The following is a 17,789-nucleotide window of genomic DNA, read 5'->3' on the forward strand; positions in this document are numbered from 1 at the left end:
CACTTACTTACTTTTTCGGTTCTGCTTTTTGGCCAAACTCTTTTTCCCAACGCTCTAAAATTTTGTCACGATTTTCTGCTGCCCATTTAAAGTCATTCTTTTTGTATAACTTTTCTGTCACATCTTTTGGGAATCCATCTGGAAGTTTATAATCGTTTTTAATTGTCGCAAATCCATTTTTCTCGAAGTATAACTTCATTACATCATCTGTAATTGCCCAGTCTAAAAATGCTTGTGCTAATTTATCATTTTTCGCATTATCTTTCTTAATAAGTGCATTCGCTTCTACTTCCCAGCCTAGTCCTTCTTTCGGTAGTACCACTTCAACTGGCGCACCTTTTTGTTTCTCTTTTAAAGCGCTATAAACCATTGATACACCGACTGGATATTCACCTGCGCCTGCTAATTTCGCTGGTTTTGAACCGGAATGAGTATAAGATGCCATATTATCATGAAGTTTTTTCATGTAATCCCAGCCTTTTTCCTCACCCATAATTTGTAACCATGCAGAAACTGTTAAAAATCCCGTTCCAGAAGAAGCTGGATGTGGCATAACAAGCGTTCCTTTATACTCTGGTTTCGTTAAATCTTCATATGATTCTGGCATCGGTAAATTTTTCTTCTTTAATTCTTCTTTATTTACAGCAATCCCTGTCATAAACGCAGTATTACCTACCCATTTTTCAGGTTTCTTATCATCTTTAAATTGAGGAAGGACACGATCCGCTCCTTTTGGAGAGTATTCTTTTAACATATCTTTTTTCTCTAAAGCTAATAGACTAGACGCCGCAGTTCCCCATACAACATCTGCTTGTGTATTTTTCCCTTCAGCTAGCAATTTCGCTGTAATAACGCCTGTTGAATCACGAACAATGTTCAACTTCACGTCTGGGTACTTCTGTTTAAAAGAATCAAGATAAATCGGTACAAGCTCTTCTTCAATCGCTGTGTAAACAGTTAATGATCCAGATAATTTATCATCTTTTACTTTTGCTCCAGCACTTTCTTCTTTCTTTGCACCACACCCCATTAATAACGAAAATACCATTCCAGTTGCTACAGCTTTAAAGATTGTTTTTTTCACTGTTTCTCTCTCCTTTTACAAATCTTATGTACAACTCTAATATAAACAACTAGTGTAAAAGCAGTATTAAACCAACATTAATCTTTTGTTTGTTGTTTGTTTTTGTGTAATACGTTGCTACTTCTATGTTTTTTCGCATTTTTCTGCTAATATCAAACGTGAAATTTACAAATAATTAAAAAAACCTTTATAATCCCACAAAAAAATGAGGCGTTTGTAAAAAACGCCTCATTTTTGTTTACCTTTTTTTGAATTACGATTTGCGTACTTCGCACTATTTTCTCCTTCATACTCTAATGCGAATTCTGCATCTGGTAAGCTTTCTTTCGGAGTTTTATTATTATTAATTGCTGCATTTTGTTTTACTTTTCTTTTTACCAACATACTCACCTGCTCTCACTAAATAACTTTCTATTCTAGTTTGAAACAACTTACAGTAATTATTACTGGGAAGTGTTAACAAGTACATAAGAGCTTATATATGGAAATACTACATACGAACAAGCCATTACAAAAAGGAGCGATGACTTTGAAGGAGAAAGAAACGATTCAATCGCCAATTTTAGACGAGACGCTCCCTCATCAAATGAATTTTCCCTCTTTTAAAGGAACAGGAAAACAAATGCAACAACCTTTTATTAATCAATACGATGTTGTAATTGGAGACAGTAAATACAATTCCACTAACAGTCCTCTTAATAATTGGAGTGATGAGGTAGACCCTGCCATTATGGCTGGGGAAGAATGGATCCATCCTACAAATGATATTGGGTGGATTTCAGAAGAAAATCAAGAACTACTAAAAAACGAAGTTGATAACAAAAACGATGCTTTTATGCACCCTCAATTTGGAATTAACGATTAAAAAAACCATTCTACCTAACGTAGGTAGAATGGTTTCATACTATCCAATAATAATTCTCTCTTTCGGATATTTATAACGAGGTGGTTGTTCTCTTCCACCACTAGCTAATATAAATGTTAAAATACCGACGCGTCCGATAAACATAAGTACAATGAGTACAAGTTTACCAACAGTTGTTAACTCTGGAGTAATACCTGTTGATAGTCCTGTCGTCCCGAAAGCAGAACAAACTTCAACTATTAAACTCATAAGTGGCACATTTTCCGTAATGGATAAAATAAATAGCGCTGAGGCACATAATAAAATCCCCATTGTCATAACAACAGATGCTTTCAACACGTCCTCTTCATGTAGCTGACGTTTGAAAACACGGACTGTTCTCCCGCCTCTTGCAAATGTATATAACGATAATATACTAACTGCAAATGTTGTTGTACGTATTCCGCCCCCAACTGAACTTGGAGATGCTCCAATGAACATTAATATACTCATAAATAAAAGCGTTGGTTGTGATAATTCACGTATGTCCATTGTAGCAAGTCCACCACTTCGCGTCGTCACAGATTGGAATAATGTATAAAATACAGTTTCATGCCATGACTTCCCCACTAAAAAATGATTTCGTTCTAATAGAAAAATCATAATTGTTCCAACAGTAACGAGTGCAAAAAATGTCGTTGTCGTCAATTTTGTAAATAATGAAAAGCGAAATAGTTGTTGTCGCCTTTTACTAAGGAATTGTTTTACTTCCATTAACACTGGGAAACCGATAGCTCCTAAAATAATAAGCAACATATGAATCATTTGAACAATATAATCTTTTTTGTACGGAATAAGTGATTGTCCTGTTAAATCAAATCCTCCGTTCGTTGTTGCGCTCACAGCGGCAAAGAAACCGTGAAAATAAGCTTCTTGCCAAGTCGAGAAATATAGTAAAAATCTTGTACCTAACAGTATTGCTCCGATGAGTTCTATCGAAATAATTACAATTAAAATAGAACGCATCAATTCTACAAGGCCCGATAAATTTCCTTGGTTATGGTCTGCCATAATTAACCTTCTTCGCTGCAAACCAATCTTTTTACCCGTTATAATCCAAACGAATGTACCAAGTGCCATAATTCCTAATCCGCCTAATTGTAAAATCAGGGCTAAAACAATAATTCCTGCTGTTGTAAACGTATCTGAAATCGTAACAACAGACAGCCCTGTAACACTTACCGCACTAACTGATGTAAATAGCGCATCTATAAATGTCCATTTCACGCCAGGCTTCGTAACAAATGGTAAACTAAGTAAAATTACCGATACAACTACCGCTAGTAAATAAAATACAACGATAAGTTGCACGGGACGTAACTTTTGTAAAAACTTTTTTATATCTCTCATTCCATCACTTCGCTACCTTTTTTCTATCGATTAAATAAAGAAAAATCATCACTTTCTTCATTTGTAAATAACTGCTGAAATAGTTTCGCAAATACCATTCCGTATACAGTTCCATTTCCCCCATACGGCAGTGCGTAATATAAATTATGTATTTTTTTATCTTCTTTTAAAATAGGAAGACCGTCATGACTGCCACCAAATGCTGCTGCCCAATAGTACTCTGCCTGTATATTTTTATACTGCGGGAACATTTCTTTTACAATGTTAATAAGGAGATCACGCTTATGCAATAATTTTGTATCGCCGATTTTTTGAATTTTCAGCGCCTCATCTAATCCGCCTACAATAATGCGGTTTTGATACGTTCGACTATACAAATACGGACGTGCTGTTTCCCAAATTAATGATTGCTCATGCCAGCCTTCAAAATGATCTATCTTATTGGTCACAACGGCATAAGACGTTTCTACTGTTGTATTTTTTTCTTTCTTTCCAAAAATTGCTTCATAGCCTGTCGCCATAATAATATTCTTTGCTACGATTTTATTTCCTGTATTCGTGTAACATATTAAATCATTTTGGATTTGTTTGATATGTAATGCCTCTGTATGTTCATATATAGTAGCGCCCATTTGCTTCGCTTTATGCAAAAGACTATGTGCTAATAAATACGGGTTCACTTCTGCATCACCGCTTGTATATAACGCTGCTTGTTTTGCAAATGAATAACGTTTCTTAATATCAGACTCTGTAAAATATTCAACCGGAAATCCATAATGGCGTAACGTATTATATTCTTCTTGTAAAAATGAAATATCCTCATCTCTACTTGCATAATACAAACTATTTCGCGGAATAAAATGGGGATCAATATCGAGAGTCGGTACAACCTTCTCCATTGTTTGCAGCGCTTCATAACAAAGTCTATATGCTCGTACCCCTTTCTCTTCACCAAATGTATGAATAAGAGAGGTTAACGATTTATCATTAACAAATTGTAATAATCCTGTATTTGCAGCTGTGCTACCACATGCAATTGCTCTTTTTTCAATGAGCATAACACGCATTCCAATTTTAGCTAACGAATACGCTATATGAGCACCTGCTTCTCCACTTCCAATTACTAGTACATCACATATCATATCATTTTCTAACGTTGGATAACAAGGTACAGAAACTCCAGCACTCCAAAACAACTTACCAGTCATAAGTTTCATAATTATACTCCTACAATGTATTTTTCTCCTTCCTATGTTTCGTCATTTTCCATAAAAAAATCCAACTAACATAAGCTAGTTGGATTTCTTCTCTTTAATTAGAACGCTCTTCAAGCCAATTTCCAACCGTCGGATATGTTTGCTTTACAGCCGTTCCACCATACACAATAGACATATGTCCTGTCGGTAAACATACATACTGTTTATCCGTGCTAGAAATATGATCAAGTAAAGCCTCTACTTGACATGGCAAAGCAATATGATCACGTTTCGCGGAAATATTTAAGACATTCGCCTTAATATTTGCAAGGTCTACCTTTTGTCCGCGAATAACGAGTTCACCCTTCACTAATTTATTATTTTGATAAAAATCACGAATCCATTGTCTATAAGATTCACCCGGGAACGGAATACCATCGCCTACCCACTTTTGAACTAATTTCCAACTTTCGACGAAGCGCTCATTTTCTGAACGATCGACTAAAGCAACATATGGACCGACAAAGTTTGTAATTGGTTTTAACATCTTATTTCCGAAATCAATCATTTCTGGCGGAATATTTCCGAATGTATCAACCGCTTTATCTAAATTGAAATATTTCTCATCTAATAAAGGACCGTATAACCCTGTTTCAGAGAAATCAAAAGGACTTGTCATAAAAATCAAGTTTCGAATTGGCATGTCCGGATGAAGCGCTGCATAAATAGATGTTAACGTTCCACCCATGCAATAACCAAGTAAAGAAATTTCGTCCGATTTTGCAGTTCTCATTACTTTTTTCACTGCTTTTGCAATATAATCGAACACGAAATCATCAAACTTCAAATGACTATCTTCTAAACCAAATGTACCCCAATCAAGCATATACACATCGAAACCACGATCTACTAAATATTCCACTAAACTATTTCCTGGAGTTAAATCCATAATATACGGTTTATTAATAAGAGCGTATATTAATAAGATTGGAACTCTCTGTGTTTTTTCTTGTTTTGGAATGTAACGATAAAGCTTCGTTTTATTCTTCGTCCAAATAACCTCTTTCGGTGTTAAACCAACTTGTGGTTCTGGTTCGCGTAATAAAATTTCGCTCGCTCTTTTCACACGTCGATATGCTTTACGATATTCTTCTGGGTACAACTCCAATTGCTTTTCCCATTCCGTTACGAATGTAGTCATTTTTTCTATCTCCTTTTTGGTCAATTTCTTTCTAAAAAAAGAAGTGCATTCCTGCTATGGATATGCACTTTTTTCTTACTTCATTACATGTATAATCCGCCGTTAATGTTTAATTGCTGACCTGTGATATACGCACCGTCACGGCATAGATATACTACACCTTTTGCAATTTCATCAGCTTGACCAAAACGTTTTTTCGGGATTTTCGCAACGATTTTTTGACGCACTTCTTCTGGTACTTCTGCTACCATTTCAGTATCAATAAATCCTGGGCAAATTGCGTTTACAGTTACATTTGTTCTTGCAAGTTCTAACGCTAATGATTTTGTAAATCCTAGCATACCTGCTTTTGCTGCTGAGTAGTTTGTTTGTCCAAATCCACCAGCTTGGCCAATAATAGAAGAAATACTAATGATTCTTCCTTCTTCTGCTTCCGATATGTATGGAAGTACCGCGCTTGTCGTATTAAATACACTGCTTAAGTTCACGTCAATTACGCGCTCCCAATCTTCACGATTTAATTTTTTGAATGTACGATCTCTTGTAATACCAGCATTATTAACAAGAATATCAACTTTACCAAAATGATTCACAGCTTCTTCTACAAGTCTATTTGCATCTTCTACTTTAGAAACATCCGCTTGAACTGCATAAACGTCATGTCCTTCTTTGCCTAATTCATTTACTAAGTTTTCAGCTGCCTCTTTACTGCTGTTATAGTTAATAACAACTTTTGCTCCCTCTTGTGCTAATGCTACTGTAATTGCTTTTCCAATTCCTTTTGCCCCACCTGTTACGATTGCTACTTTGCCATTTAATTGAACCATTTCTTTTCCCCCTTAAATGAATTTGTGAACGATTGTTATGAATCATTTTGGTACTCATACTAATTGAGTCCATATATTAATTATGTTTCGTTGTTTATACATGAAAAGGGATTCTCCCTCTCTCTTTTACACGTTATAAACAAACGCGATTATCATTTTTTATTTTCTTGCTTATTTACAGGCTTTACTTCTTCTTTTACAGGTACTTGTAGTTTAGCTAGTACTGCATTTTGCTTTTCTAGCAATTCTAAAATTTGATCAACTTTCGTTTCTAACGTGCGCATATCTTGTTTTACTTTCGTAACATCACGCTTTAATGTAGGAGCTTGTCCTAATGAATCCACTTTCTCTTCTAGAATTTCCTCGATGTTATCAACTTTATTTTCTAAGTTAATAACAAGCGTAGCTACTCTAGCGATATCCTCTCTCGTCGGCACATTCACCTGTTCTAAATAATTTTTTGTCGTATCATTTAATGCTTTTTGATAAAACAAATTCAAATCTAGAACGCTGCCCATCCAAGCAGAATATTCTTCTGTTTTAATTGTTTCATTGAGCGCTTTCCCCCAAAATGTTTCGGTTTGTTCATAAGCATTTTTCCATGCTTGCAATGGATCGAATTTTTGATCAATCACTTCGCCTACACTCCCTTTTTCGTTTTTGAAACAATTCAACCTATTCACTATTTTCTAATATTCCGAATAAAACTTCAAGTAAATATTTTATTTTTCTTTATTTTCCAACAAATACATTGACATTAAAAACAGATAGGTGTAAATTGCACTTATAAGCAAAAAATTCTATCTAACTGATTCATGAGGTGATGCACAATCATGCTACATAATGAACCAGAACACCCAGAAAGTTTGGAAAAAAACCAAGCGAAACAACCAAACTCCATGCCAAAAAACTTCTTAGTTCCTTTCTTACTTCTCTGTCTAAAAGACTGGAGTCTTCATGGTTACAAACTTATTCAAATGCTAATGGACATCGGCTTTTCTTCTGTTGACCAAGGTAATGTGTATAGGACACTACGCAAATTAGAAAAAGAAAATCTTATTTCTTCTACTTGGGATACAAGCGAAGGCGGGCCAGCGAAACGAATTTATTCTTTAACAGAATATGGAGAGCAATATTTAACAACATGTGCGACTTCTTTTGAACATTATCAAAATATGTTGCGGACATTTTTTACGTTATACACCAATGCATTCTTTCCATTTTCTACTTCTCCAGAAAAGGATGAAAAGGATTCTTCATCTTCACCTGGTGGTACAGCAGAGTAATCTGCGTTCACAATATGCAAAAAAACATTTGGAGGTCAAACAATGGAAACTAAGCCATACGAATTAGTCGATGCATTTTGGAAAAACTGGTCTCAATCTCTTTCCCTTTTCTCTTCAGCTGGGAAACAATTAGAACAACTTACTTTAGAAACATTAAAACAACAACAAGACGCTTTGCATAAATTAACATCAGGAGTAGATGAACTAGAAAAAGAACTACACCAATTCACTGCTCAGTTCAATAACCAATATACAGACTATGTGAAGCAATTAACTGGAAACTCCTTAAATGATCAAATTAACGAGTGGCAAGAAAAGTGGAATGAGCTTTCTAATCAAATGCACCAACTTACTGTTTCGCCTACGAAAACATCTTTGTCTATTCTTACTCAAACTAGCGGCCAATTTGAAGAAACAACAAAACACTTTATCGAACAACAACAGTCGCAACGTGAAGAGGTTCAAAAACAGTTAAACGTTTTTTTGGGAGAGTTCAAGTCCAAACAACTCGAACTCGCAAAGCAGTTCGAGGAAAACTCAAAAAATCTATTTACTTCCATCAAGTAAGAAAAATGTGGCAACTAACTGCAGCACAAACAAAACTCTTTCTTCCTCCTACTACATCAAGATGGCTTACATTTTTCGATATGGAAAAGAAGGAGGACAAAATGAATCCATTTCAAGAAGCACAAACTGTTCCGGAGCTTCGTTACGATGAGATTCAAGTCGGTGATCAAGCATCACTTACAAAAAAAATTACGGATGATGACGTTATCAATTTTGCAAAATTGACTGGAGATGTAAATCCTATTCACATTCTAGACTCTTTTGCAAAAACGACAATGTTCAAAGAACGTATTGCCCATGGCATGCTCGTTTCAAGTTTTATTTCTACCATTCTTGGAACGAAACTCCCTGGCAAAAATACGATTTATTTATCACAAAATGTTTCATTCCGTGCTCCTGTCAAAATCGGTGATACACTTCGCGTTGTGGCAGAAGTTATTAAAAAACGGGACGATAAAAAAATCATTACATTGCAAACAAACATATATAATCAATCTGATGATATTGTCGTAGAAGGTACAGCGACAATACTGAAAAAAGAGTAGCAAATTTGCTACTCTTTTTTCTATCCAAGAACTTCTAATCACACCGTTTACTTCCGTGTATGAGTACGTCATTTACACATAAAATAACGTTACCAGATAGCACTTAGCTAAACTGGATTACTCTTTAAGGATGTGTATCAACATGGTGAAAACAAACAAATTACTAGTTCCGGGTGCAGAGCAAGCACTTGAACAATTCAAATATGAAATCGCACAAGAATTCGGTGTAAGCTTAGGATCTAATACAGCATCTCGTTCTAACGGATCAGTTGGCGGTGAAGTAACGAAACGTCTTGTTGCTTTAGCTCAACAACAATTACGCGGATAACTATATAACCTATGGCTTAGAGGCAGATATTCTCTGCCTCTTTCTTTTTTAACATACATAATAGTGCTTCTTCACATACTAGTAAGAGCAAATCGAAAGGAACGATATGTGAAATGAAACGGATTAACATTAGCATGAGTCCTCCCCGTGTTCTTACTTTGTCTTTTATTATGCTATCAATTATCGGTACATGCCTATTGAAATTGCCAATTGCTACAACAACATCTATTTCATGGCTCGATGCCTTATTTACAACGGTTTCTGCTTGTACGGTTACAGGGCTTGGTGTTGTGGATACTGGTAAAGTATTTACCTTATTTGGCCAATGTGTCATTTTAACACTTATACAAGTTGGCGGGCTTGGCATTATGAGCTTTGCTGTTTTAATCGCAATTATGCTCGGTAGAAAAATCGGCCTTCAAAACCGGATTTTATTACAACAAGCATTAAACCAAACAAATGTCGGCGGAATCATTCGTCTTGCAAAAGCATTATTTTTATTTTCTTTTACTGTAGAATGTATCGCTACTTTATTTCTCTCCTTTGAATGGGTACCAAAATACGGGATTGCCAAAGGGATATATTACAGCTTTTTTCATTCTATCTCAGCCTTTAACAATGCTGGGTTTTCTGTGTGGAGCGATAACTTAATGTCGCACTCCCATAGCATTCTCGTCAATCTCGTTATTTCTTCCCTCATTATTTTAGGTGGGATTGGTTTTACAGTTATCGTAGATATAAAAAGAAAGAAAAACTTTAAAAACCTTACTTTGCACTCAAAGCTTATGCTCTCTTCTACTCTTATCGTCAATATTATTGCTACAGTTTTCATTTTCATATTCGAGTTTCATAATTCAATTTCCATGAGAGGTTTTACACCATTTGAAGAAGGTATGGCTGCTTATTTTCAAGCGGTTTCAACACGTACTGCCGGGTTTAATACTGTTGATATCTCTGCATTATCAAAACCTTCACTTTTATTAATGATGCTTCTTATGTTTATTGGTGCTGGCAGTGCTTCAACTGGTGGCGGGATTAAGTTAACAACTTTTTTAATTATGTTTTTAGGCGTATTTAAATTTTTGCAAGAACAAGATGATATAGTAGTGTTTAAAAAATCCATTAAAGATACGCTCATTGTCAAATCATTAACGATTACTATTATTTCAATTTCTTTTATTTTTCTTTCCATTTTAATTTTAAGCATCACTGAGAAAGTTCCTTTATTAATGAGTGCTTTTGAAGTATTTTCAGCATTTGGAACTGTCGGCCTTAGCATGAATTTGACGCCACACTTAACAATCATCGGCAAAACAATTATTATCTTTATGATGTTTTTTGGAAAGATGGGGCCTTTAACATTAGCCTTTTCATTTGCACGTAAAAAACAAAGAAAAATAAAATATCCAAACGAAGATATTTTAACAGGTTGACAACCGTATAAATTATCCATATAATGAGAATACAATAGCATATCTCCAAAGGGGAGTAGCGTCCAAGAACTATTTCTTGGAAACAAAGTCGTCATTACGTAGAACTTAGTTCTTCCGGCTTTGTTGGCATTTTCATTACATATGTCTAGCAAGACCTTTGCCTATCAACGGCAGAGGTCTTTTTTGTTTTCAAATTCCTTCCACCGTTGATACGCAGGAGTATGGGGAAACTAAACATTGGGGAACTTCTTCACTTGTTTAGTCTTTATAGAAATGAGAGGAGAATGTACATGGATGTATCATTATTATTGGAGTATGGTTGGGTATTACTCATCCTAATTGCACTAGAGGGGATTTTAGCGGCTGATAACGCTCTCGTTCTCGCAATCATGGTAAAACATTTACCAGAAGAAAAACGAAAGAAAGCACTATTTTATGGATTAGCAGGAGCGTTCGTTTTCCGCTTCGGATCACTATTCATGATTTCTTTCCTAGTCGATGTATGGCAAGTGCAAGCAATTGGTGCGATTTATCTTATGTTTATCGCGGGGAATCACTTATTTAAAACGTATGTTAAAAAGAATACACATGAAGAAACAGAAGAAAAAGAAGCAAAGAAAAAACAAGAGAACTTTTGGTGGACTGTATTTAAAGTCGAAGTTGCTGATATCGCCTTCGCTGTTGATTCAATTTTAGCTGCTGTTGCATTAGCAGTGACTTTACCGAAAACAGGATTAGGTACGATTGGTAGTCTTGATACAGGTCAATTTATCGTTATCTTTACAGGTGGACTTATCGGATTAGTTATAATGCGATTTGCAGCAACTGCTTTCGTACAAATATTAAAACGTAAACCAGGACTTGAAACTGCAGCATTTTTAATTGTAGGTTGGGTTGGTGTGAAATTAACAGTTTATACGCTAGCACACCCTGCTTTAAATGTCCTTCCGCATTCATTCCCAGAATCTACTCCGTGGAAGCTTACATTCTGGATTGTATTAGTCGGAATCGCAATTGGCGGTTGGTTCTTCTCGAAAGAAGTAGAAGTAAAAGTAGAAAAGAATTTAGACGAAAAAGCGCTGTAATTACAGCGCTTTTTCTTTTCCACTCGTTTCAATCCCCTCTCTATTTTTAGAAAAAATTCCATTATACTACCTTTTGTAAACGCTTTCCTTCAAGATGTATGTCCTTTTTGTGAAATATTGCACAAACTTATTGAAACTATGAACAAATCCATGTACTTTATTCATATAAGGAGTATTTATAGACGATGTACTAAAGGAGCGTATTACTCATGCTAGAACAAGGATTAGATTACGTTGTAAAACTGGCTAAGAGCAAAAAGCAAATGCTAGATACAAATCCAATGCAATATTTCATTCGTGCTGCACTTGCTGGCATTTATATCGGTTTTATTATTGTACTATGTTTTAAATTAGGTAACTTTTTTCATATTGTTGATTCACCAGCAACATATTTAGCTTCCTCCATGTTTTTCGGGATTGCTCTGGTACTTATTATATATGGTGGCGCTGAATTATTTACTGGCAATACAATGTACTTCACAGTGGCAACTTTAAGAAAAGAAACAACTATTTCTGATACACTTCGCAACTGGGTTGCTTGTTATGCAGGTAACTTAGCTGGCGCTTTATTCTTTGCCTTACTATTTTACGCAACTGGAATTTTCGAAGCAATTGATCACGGTCATTTAATGAATAAAGTTGTTGAAGGAAAGATGAATACACCTACAATGCAATTATTCTTTAAAGCGATTTTATGTAACTGGCTCGTATGTCTTGCCTGCTTCTTACCTTCTCAAGTAAAAGGTGATACAGCAAAAATATTGATGATGATGATGCTCGTTTTCACATTCTTCTTATCTGGCTATGAGCATAGCATTGCAAACTTATCATTGTTTGCCTTATCTTTAGTTTCACCACATCCTGATACAATTTCTTTTGCCGGCGCTATTCATAACTTAATTCCAGTTACAATTGGTAACATTATTGGCGGATCCGTATTTGTCGGTATGGTATATCAGTACTTAACAAAGAAAGCACCTGATGTTAAACAAGAGGAAACTGAATTAGTTGCAGCTCAAACTGAGGAAATCATTCCTTTACAAGCTCATATGAAGCATTAAAAACTCCAAAGTTTCACTTTGGAGTTTTTAGCTCCCTACATATTTCAAGGCAATATGAGGATCAATTTCTCCTTTCTCTTTCCCCTTCTCAATTCTCTGTTTCATCTGATGCATACCGATGACATCATTTGTATGAAGGTGAATTTCATTAACATATAGACCTTCTGTACAAAAGGCTTCTACAAAATCTAATCCATTCCTTTTCCTCCATCCCATGTTAAAATCAAGAGAGAGGATGTTTACCTTATTACTCCGAACAAATTGTAATGCAGATTCTACTGTAGTTGCCAAAACATATCCGTACGGGCAACTTCTTTGATCATCCATATATACATTCATTTTCTATCTCCTCTCTATTTTGCATATGTGACCAACACATAACATATTGCTCCAAGGCTAATAAAAGGTCCAAACGGAATTGTGGTTCTTATTTTTATACGTTTTAACGCTATACCTATTCCGAAAAAACAAAGACTAAAGCAAGATGCTAAAAATAAAGTTATAAAAACCCCTTTCACTCCCACTATAAATCCAAGTAACGAAAGTAATTTTACATCACCTCCGCCAAGACCATCCGGATAAATCCTTTGCATGCAATATAACAAAATGAATATAGTTCCACTACCAGCTAAACTATCTATCCAAGTAACTAACGGTACAAAAATACATTCTAAAATAAGCAAAAGTGCAAACCAAATTAAAATACGATTAGGTATTAGCATATATACTAAATCTGTAACTGAAATAATAATAAGTAAAGAAAAGAGCGATAAAATAATGATGAGCTCTCGTTCTATTCCAATTACATATACAGTAAGAAAAAATAAACTCCCTGTAACAAATTCAAACACTATGTACAAACTTGAGATTTTTCTCTTGCAATTCGTACAACGCCCTTTTTGCATACAAAATGAAATGATTGGAATCAGTTCTTTCGGCTTTAACGTATACTTGCAGTAATGACAGTACGAACGCGGTGTAATAATAGATTCCCCTACTGGAACTCTCATCGCAATCACCATAAAAAAAGAACCAAACACCATACCCACTAACAATGCATATAAATAAGTGAACATCCCTTCCTCTCCTTTCCAAAAGAACATAACAAAAAAAGGAGAGAACTTCTACTTCATATTATCTTTATTCTATTAAAAAAGCAGGCCGTTTTCCGGCCTGCTTTCCCCTATTTTATACGATGAAATATACTGCTTTTAATGGTCCATGTACTCCGACAACAAGATTCATTTCAATATCCGCAGAGTTACTTGGTCCTGTAATAAAGTTAATACAAGATGCGACTGCTTCACCTTTTTCCACACGTGAGTTCATATGTTGAACTGCTTGTGTAATACGAGGTACAAGTGTTTCACGTGGAATAATAGCAAAGTATACAGTCGGTAAAAAGTGTAAAGAACGCCCCTGTCCTTTATGACTTTGTACAACAATCGTACCAGATTCGGCTAAAGTGTAATCACTAAATGCGATTCCAATATTCGCTTTTTCCGCTATACGCATATTCTCTTCTTTTTTCTCTGGATCCCATACATTTACTTCAACATCTCGCTTTGGAAGTTCTTCTTTAAATAAAGATGTTAAACCATATGCATCAAAACGTTCATCTGCTGATAATATAATAGGTCCCCCGCCGTTTTCCATGATGACTTTTTGAATATCTTCACGTAAACGGTCGTTTGTCGTTTCCACAACAGTTGTATGAATGTTTGTACATTGATTTTTAAATACTTCTAACAATTCTTCTTGTGAATAATCTTTTAACGTTTCCACATTCACATTACTTTTCCATGCTGGACGTTCTACGCCTTCTGTTTTACGCGCGCGCCCAAGTTCTTTTGCGATATTATCTAGAAAGGACTCACGGTTTTGAATTAATCCTGTCATTATTTGTCCCCGCCTTTCTTATGATCTTTATACCAATCACGGAATCGTTCTTTACTTGGAGCCGGGAATTCACGAATATCCGTCCAGTTTTTAAGTGGTCCAACACCTTTTGATACACGGTTACCAGATGTAAATGGACTCATTGCTGCCGGTGCCATTTTTGATCCCATTTTATATAAAGCTGCTGAAGAAGCACCCATGCTAAACATTTTCATTGCTAATTTTTCTGCAAGTGGGGCACGTCCTTCTTGCTCAACGATAACTTGACGATGTTTTAATAATAAATCATGTAACGGAATCTTTACTGGACAAGCTTCCGTACAGGCTCCGCATAAACTAGATGCATAAGGAAGTTCTTTATAATCATCATATCCACCTAGAAGTGGTGTCAATACCGCACCGATTGGTCCTGAATAAATAGATCCATACGAATGTCCACCAACATGACGATATACAGGACATACGTTAACACAAGCAGCACAACGAATACATTGTAATACTGAACGGAATTCCGATCCAAGAATTTGAGAGCGGCCATTATCAACAACGACTAAATGAAACTCTTCTGGTCCATCTACCTCTTCCTCTTGAATTGGTCCTGCTACTGTTACATAACTTGTTAATTTTTGACCTACTGCACTACGACATAGTAAACCAACTAAAACATCTAATTCTTCCATTGTCGGAACCATACGTTCCATACCCATTACTGCAATTTGAGTTTTCGGAATCGACATAACAAGATCGGCATTACCTTCGTTCGTTACTAAACAAAGAGAGCCAGTATTTGCAACAGCGAAGTTACAACCTGTCACACCAATTTCTGCATCCATAAATTTCTCACGAAGTTGTTTACGAACAAACTTTGTCATTTCGTATGGATCATCAGAATTTTCATATCCAAGTTTTTCTTTAAATACATCACGAATTTGCGTTCTGTTTTTATGAAGTGCAGGCGCAATAATATGTGATGGTGGATCGTTATCTACTTGCAAGATATACTCTCCTAAGTCACTCTCTAACACTTCACAACCAATCTCTTCAAGGGCATGATTCATACTAATTTCTTCAGTTACCATTGATTTTGATTTTACAACTTTCTTCGCCTGTTTCTTTTTTGCAACGTCTTGAATATACTTTGCTGCATCCTCTTTCGTTTTCGCAAAGTAAACGTGACCGCCTCTTTTTGATACATTTTCACTTAACTGCATTAAATAATAATCAAGATTTTCTAACGTATGTTGACGAATTTGTTCACCTAGTTCACGCCATTCTTCCCAGTTTCCCAACTCGTCAGCTGCTTTTAATCGATTTGTATATAAACGCGTTTGTGCAGAAGATACTGCTCCGCGCATAAACGAATCTTGAATTCCATCGCCAACGCGATCATTAAATTTTTTCTCACTGATTTTCATAGACATAGCTTATGTTCCCCCTTCATGAGCGACTATTCAAGACCTCAGCAATATGCATTACTTTTACTTCTTTTCCTAAACGCTCAATACGTCCGCCAATGTTTAACAAACACCCACAATCTGCACCGATTAAATAATCAGCACCTGTTTCCATTACACTATCTACTTTTTCATCTACCATTTGCTCAGAAATTGGAGTCATCTTAACTGAAAACGTTCCCCCAAACCCACAACAATTTTGCACGTTTGGCAGTTCTCTCACAGTTAATCCTTTTACGTTTGATAATAAAATTCCTGGCGCCTCTTTTACTCCAAGCAGGCGTGTCATATGACACGATTTATGAATAGTAGCTATCCCTGGTAAACTTGCACCAACATCTGTAACTTTTAAAACATCTACAATAAATTGTGTAAACTCATATGTTTTATCAGCAACCTTTTGTGCACGTTTAGACCACTTTGGATCATCTTTAAAAACATGCGGATACTCATGAAACATTGTCGCACAAGAGCCAGATGGCGTAACGATATATTCTGCATCTTCGAAAGTTTCAATCATATGTTTCATCGCTTCTTTTGCTGCTTCTACATGGCCGCTATTATAAGCAGGCTGACCACAACAAACTTGTGCTTCTGGAAATTCAATTTCACAACCTAAACGCTCCAATACTTCAACTGTTGCTTTACCGACGTTTGTTTCAAACATATCGACTAAACAAGTAACAAATAAAGTAACTTTCATAACTATAATTCCCCCTCATTACAACTTCGCCAACAATCATATGGTCATCAGATGACTAAGACTAGAAGAAGTAGGCTCAACCATGGCCTATCCTCTCCCTCTCCTAAGGAAAACGCTTACTTAATCTCTCACTATTTTATCAGAAAATTAGATTTTTAAAAGATTAAATTACGAATTTATATCGCTTTTACCTGTGACAATATGTTCTACATTTGTTAAATGATCTAGCATCGCTTGCTGCGCTAATTCCACATCTTGCTTTAACACCGCATCATATATAGATTGATGCTCTTCTAAAAGTCGTTCTGATGTTGTTTGTTCACCATATAAAATAATGCGTCTTGATTCACCAATCGTTTCAGCAATCATCTCTGAAACATGATTCATGAGCTCAAGTAAGATGTTATTATGCGAAGATTGTGCAATTCCCATATGGAACTGAAAGTCTGCTTTTTCACCAGCCTTTTCATCTCCAATGCTTTTTGCCATTTCATCTAACCAATGTTTCATATTTTGCAAATTATCATCCGTACGTTTTGCCGCAGCTGCTCGAACTGCCCCCACTTCAAGCACCTTCCGTACTTCTAATAAATTCAAAATATCCTCTTTCTTCATTAATAACTTGTTATTTAATGATTTCGTTAATGAAGAAGAATCGAAATTCTTTACATATGTACCTTCTCCCTGTTTCATTTCAATTAAGCCCATTGCTCTGAGCGCACTTAACGCTTCACGAACTGCAGATCTGCCAACTTGAAACTGCTCTGCTAATTGATGAACAGGAAGTAGCTTGTCACCAGGTTTTAACGTACCATTTTTAATCATTGTTAAAATAGCTTCAGATACTTCTTCGTAAATTTTTTTCG

General features: G+C 35.7%; 21 protein-coding genes and 1 riboswitch. Of the genes, 8 read left to right on the top strand and 13 right to left on the bottom strand.

The window, feature by feature from the left end:
• Nucleotides 1–7 precede the first annotated feature (7 nt).
• The gene (locus tag QCI75_RS20290; RefSeq protein ID WP_144508502.1) at nucleotides 8–1,084 is read right to left on the bottom strand and encodes a putative 2-aminoethylphosphonate ABC transporter substrate-binding protein; all 1,077 of its coding nucleotides are present in this window, start codon (nucleotides 1,082–1,084) and stop codon (nucleotides 8–10) included.
• A gap of 228 nt (nucleotides 1,085–1,312) precedes the next feature.
• The gene (locus QCI75_RS20295) at nucleotides 1,313–1,468 is read right to left on the bottom strand and encodes a hypothetical protein (protein ID WP_002011566.1); all 156 of its coding nucleotides are present in this window, start codon (nucleotides 1,466–1,468) and stop codon (nucleotides 1,313–1,315) included.
• A 97-nt stretch (nucleotides 1,469–1,565) separates the two neighbouring features.
• Between QCI75_RS20295 and QCI75_RS20300 the strand changes: the two genes are divergently transcribed.
• Complete coding sequence (locus tag QCI75_RS20300; protein WP_144508503.1) at nucleotides 1,566–1,949, top strand: DUF3905 domain-containing protein; 384 nt, start codon at nucleotides 1,566–1,568, stop codon at nucleotides 1,947–1,949.
• Nucleotides 1,950–1,988: 39 nt separating this feature from the next.
• Here the strand turns inward: QCI75_RS20300 and QCI75_RS20305 are convergent, their stop codons facing one another.
• The 5 genes from QCI75_RS20305 to phaR all read right to left on the bottom strand — a co-directional run bounded on the left by QCI75_RS20305 (nucleotide 1,989) and on the right by phaR (nucleotide 7,197).
• The gene (locus QCI75_RS20305; protein ID WP_144508504.1) at nucleotides 1,989–3,338 is read right to left on the bottom strand and encodes a TrkH family potassium uptake protein; all 1,350 of its coding nucleotides are present in this window, start codon (nucleotides 3,336–3,338) and stop codon (nucleotides 1,989–1,991) included.
• A 23-nt stretch (nucleotides 3,339–3,361) separates the two neighbouring features.
• A complete protein-coding gene (locus QCI75_RS20310) occupies nucleotides 3,362–4,555 on the bottom strand; it encodes an NAD(P)/FAD-dependent oxidoreductase (protein ID WP_353761074.1) in 1,194 nt (397 codons plus the stop codon).
• A 94-nt stretch (nucleotides 4,556–4,649) separates the two neighbouring features.
• Complete coding sequence (gene phaC / locus QCI75_RS20315) at nucleotides 4,650–5,735, bottom strand: class III poly(R)-hydroxyalkanoic acid synthase subunit PhaC (protein ID WP_002170962.1); 1,086 nt, start codon at nucleotides 5,733–5,735, stop codon at nucleotides 4,650–4,652.
• 83 nt (nucleotides 5,736–5,818) lie between these two features.
• Nucleotides 5,819–6,562 carry an acetoacetyl-CoA reductase gene (locus QCI75_RS20320; RefSeq protein ID WP_002117312.1) on the bottom strand — a complete coding sequence of 248 codons (744 nt, stop codon included), beginning with the start codon at nucleotides 6,560–6,562 and terminating at the stop codon, nucleotides 5,819–5,821.
• A 152-nt stretch (nucleotides 6,563–6,714) separates the two neighbouring features.
• Complete coding sequence (gene phaR / locus QCI75_RS20325) at nucleotides 6,715–7,197, bottom strand: polyhydroxyalkanoic acid synthase subunit PhaR (protein WP_144508506.1); 483 nt, start codon at nucleotides 7,195–7,197, stop codon at nucleotides 6,715–6,717.
• Nucleotides 7,198–7,395: 198 nt separating this feature from the next.
• Here phaR and phaQ point away from each other — a divergent pair, with 198 nt between their 5' ends.
• The 7 genes from phaQ (at nucleotide 7,396) to QCI75_RS20360 (ending at nucleotide 12,867) form a co-directional block, all read left to right on the top strand.
• A complete protein-coding gene (phaQ, locus tag QCI75_RS20330; RefSeq protein WP_000903018.1) occupies nucleotides 7,396–7,848 on the top strand; it encodes a poly-beta-hydroxybutyrate-responsive repressor in 453 nt (150 codons plus the stop codon).
• 42 nt (nucleotides 7,849–7,890) lie between these two features.
• Nucleotides 7,891–8,415: a polyhydroxyalkanoic acid inclusion protein PhaP gene (gene phaP / locus QCI75_RS20335; RefSeq protein ID WP_144508507.1), complete on the top strand. Its 525-nt coding sequence runs from the start codon at nucleotides 7,891–7,893 to the stop codon at nucleotides 8,413–8,415.
• A 101-nt stretch (nucleotides 8,416–8,516) separates the two neighbouring features.
• On the top strand, nucleotides 8,517–8,960 hold the full coding sequence (locus tag QCI75_RS20340) for a MaoC family dehydratase (RefSeq protein WP_144508508.1): 444 nt from the start codon (nucleotides 8,517–8,519) through the stop codon (nucleotides 8,958–8,960).
• 142 nt (nucleotides 8,961–9,102) lie between these two features.
• Nucleotides 9,103–9,288 carry an alpha/beta-type small acid-soluble spore protein gene (locus tag QCI75_RS20345; protein ID WP_000241212.1) on the top strand — a complete coding sequence of 62 codons (186 nt, stop codon included), beginning with the start codon at nucleotides 9,103–9,105 and terminating at the stop codon, nucleotides 9,286–9,288.
• Between the two features lie 113 nt (nucleotides 9,289–9,401).
• Nucleotides 9,402–10,721, top strand: a complete 1,320-nt coding sequence (locus QCI75_RS20350; protein WP_144507069.1) for a TrkH family potassium uptake protein — start codon at nucleotides 9,402–9,404, stop codon at nucleotides 10,719–10,721.
• 38 nt (nucleotides 10,722–10,759) lie between these two features.
• A riboswitch (yybP-ykoY riboswitch) is annotated at nucleotides 10,760–10,932 on the top strand.
• A gap of 79 nt (nucleotides 10,933–11,011) precedes the next feature.
• Nucleotides 11,012–11,806 (top strand): TerC family protein, encoded by a 795-nt coding sequence (locus QCI75_RS20355; protein ID WP_199672473.1) that lies wholly within the window; start codon nucleotides 11,012–11,014, stop codon nucleotides 11,804–11,806.
• A 209-nt stretch (nucleotides 11,807–12,015) separates the two neighbouring features.
• Entirely contained in the window at nucleotides 12,016–12,867 is an 852-nt protein-coding gene (locus QCI75_RS20360; RefSeq protein ID WP_353761075.1) for a formate/nitrite transporter family protein, read from the top strand.
• Between the two features lie 27 nt (nucleotides 12,868–12,894).
• Here the strand turns inward: QCI75_RS20360 and QCI75_RS20365 are convergent, their stop codons facing one another.
• The 6 genes from QCI75_RS20365 to QCI75_RS20390 all read right to left on the bottom strand — a co-directional run bounded on the left by QCI75_RS20365 (nucleotide 12,895) and on the right by QCI75_RS20390 (nucleotide 17,781).
• Nucleotides 12,895–13,206: a cyclic-phosphate processing receiver domain-containing protein gene (locus QCI75_RS20365; RefSeq protein ID WP_353761076.1), complete on the bottom strand. Its 312-nt coding sequence runs from the start codon at nucleotides 13,204–13,206 to the stop codon at nucleotides 12,895–12,897.
• A 14-nt stretch (nucleotides 13,207–13,220) separates the two neighbouring features.
• Nucleotides 13,221–13,943: a prepilin peptidase gene (locus QCI75_RS20370; RefSeq protein WP_353761077.1), complete on the bottom strand. Its 723-nt coding sequence runs from the start codon at nucleotides 13,941–13,943 to the stop codon at nucleotides 13,221–13,223.
• Between the two features lie 112 nt (nucleotides 13,944–14,055).
• A complete protein-coding gene (locus QCI75_RS20375) occupies nucleotides 14,056–14,766 on the bottom strand; it encodes a LutC/YkgG family protein (protein ID WP_144507074.1) in 711 nt (236 codons plus the stop codon).
• Nucleotides 14,766–16,187 carry a LutB/LldF family L-lactate oxidation iron-sulfur protein gene (locus QCI75_RS20380; protein ID WP_000061921.1) on the bottom strand — a complete coding sequence of 474 codons (1,422 nt, stop codon included), beginning with the start codon at nucleotides 16,185–16,187 and terminating at the stop codon, nucleotides 14,766–14,768. Before QCI75_RS20380 ends, QCI75_RS20375 begins: the two co-directional genes overlap by 1 nt.
• A gap of 16 nt (nucleotides 16,188–16,203) precedes the next feature.
• Nucleotides 16,204–16,923 carry a (Fe-S)-binding protein gene (locus QCI75_RS20385; RefSeq protein WP_098776281.1) on the bottom strand — a complete coding sequence of 240 codons (720 nt, stop codon included), beginning with the start codon at nucleotides 16,921–16,923 and terminating at the stop codon, nucleotides 16,204–16,206.
• Between the two features lie 168 nt (nucleotides 16,924–17,091).
• A complete protein-coding gene (locus QCI75_RS20390; protein ID WP_272950294.1) occupies nucleotides 17,092–17,781 on the bottom strand; it encodes a FadR/GntR family transcriptional regulator in 690 nt (229 codons plus the stop codon).
• Between the last annotated feature and the right edge of the window lie 8 nt (nucleotides 17,782–17,789).

The organism is Bacillus cereus group sp. RP43, assembly GCF_040459645.1.
Classification (GTDB): Bacteria; Bacillota; Bacilli; order Bacillales; family Bacillaceae_G; genus Bacillus_A; species Bacillus_A mycoides_C.

What these genes read in the sequence shown, in the direction of transcription:
- QCI75_RS20355 (WP_199672473.1), top strand. Translation starts at nt 11,012, where the DNA reads ATGGATGTATCATTATTATTGGAGTATGGTTGGGTATTACTCATCCTA.
- QCI75_RS20350 (WP_144507069.1), top strand. Translation starts at nt 9,402, where the DNA reads ATGAAACGGATTAACATTAGCATGAGTCCTCCCCGTGTTCTTACTTTG.
- QCI75_RS20300 (WP_144508503.1), top strand. Translation starts at nt 1,566, where the DNA reads ATGGAAATACTACATACGAACAAGCCATTACAAAAAGGAGCGATGACT.
- phaQ (WP_000903018.1), top strand. Translation starts at nt 7,396, where the DNA reads ATGCTACATAATGAACCAGAACACCCAGAAAGTTTGGAAAAAAACCAA.
- QCI75_RS20370 (WP_353761077.1), bottom strand. Translation starts at nt 13,943, where the DNA reads ATGTTCACTTATTTATATGCATTGTTAGTGGGTATGGTGTTTGGTTCT.
- QCI75_RS20380 (WP_000061921.1), bottom strand. Translation starts at nt 16,187, where the DNA reads ATGTCTATGAAAATCAGTGAGAAAAAATTTAATGATCGCGTTGGCGAT.
- QCI75_RS20310 (WP_353761074.1), bottom strand. Translation starts at nt 4,555, where the DNA reads ATGAAACTTATGACTGGTAAGTTGTTTTGGAGTGCTGGAGTTTCTGTA.
- QCI75_RS20360 (WP_353761075.1), top strand. Translation starts at nt 12,016, where the DNA reads ATGCTAGAACAAGGATTAGATTACGTTGTAAAACTGGCTAAGAGCAAA.
- phaC (WP_002170962.1), bottom strand. Translation starts at nt 5,735, where the DNA reads ATGACTACATTCGTAACGGAATGGGAAAAGCAATTGGAGTTGTACCCA.
- QCI75_RS20305 (WP_144508504.1), bottom strand. Translation starts at nt 3,338, where the DNA reads ATGAGAGATATAAAAAAGTTTTTACAAAAGTTACGTCCCGTGCAACTT.
- QCI75_RS20385 (WP_098776281.1), bottom strand. Translation starts at nt 16,923, where the DNA reads ATGAAAGTTACTTTATTTGTTACTTGTTTAGTCGATATGTTTGAAACA.
- QCI75_RS20320 (WP_002117312.1), bottom strand. Translation starts at nt 6,562, where the DNA reads ATGGTTCAATTAAATGGCAAAGTAGCAATCGTAACAGGTGGGGCAAAA.
- QCI75_RS20375 (WP_144507074.1), bottom strand. Translation starts at nt 14,766, where the DNA reads ATGACAGGATTAATTCAAAACCGTGAGTCCTTTCTAGATAATATCGCA.
- QCI75_RS20365 (WP_353761076.1), bottom strand. Translation starts at nt 13,206, where the DNA reads ATGAATGTATATATGGATGATCAAAGAAGTTGCCCGTACGGATATGTT.
- QCI75_RS20340 (WP_144508508.1), top strand. Translation starts at nt 8,517, where the DNA reads ATGAATCCATTTCAAGAAGCACAAACTGTTCCGGAGCTTCGTTACGAT.
- phaP (WP_144508507.1), top strand. Translation starts at nt 7,891, where the DNA reads ATGGAAACTAAGCCATACGAATTAGTCGATGCATTTTGGAAAAACTGG.
- QCI75_RS20295 (WP_002011566.1), bottom strand. Translation starts at nt 1,468, where the DNA reads ATGTTGGTAAAAAGAAAAGTAAAACAAAATGCAGCAATTAATAATAAT.
- QCI75_RS20345 (WP_000241212.1), top strand. Translation starts at nt 9,103, where the DNA reads ATGGTGAAAACAAACAAATTACTAGTTCCGGGTGCAGAGCAAGCACTT.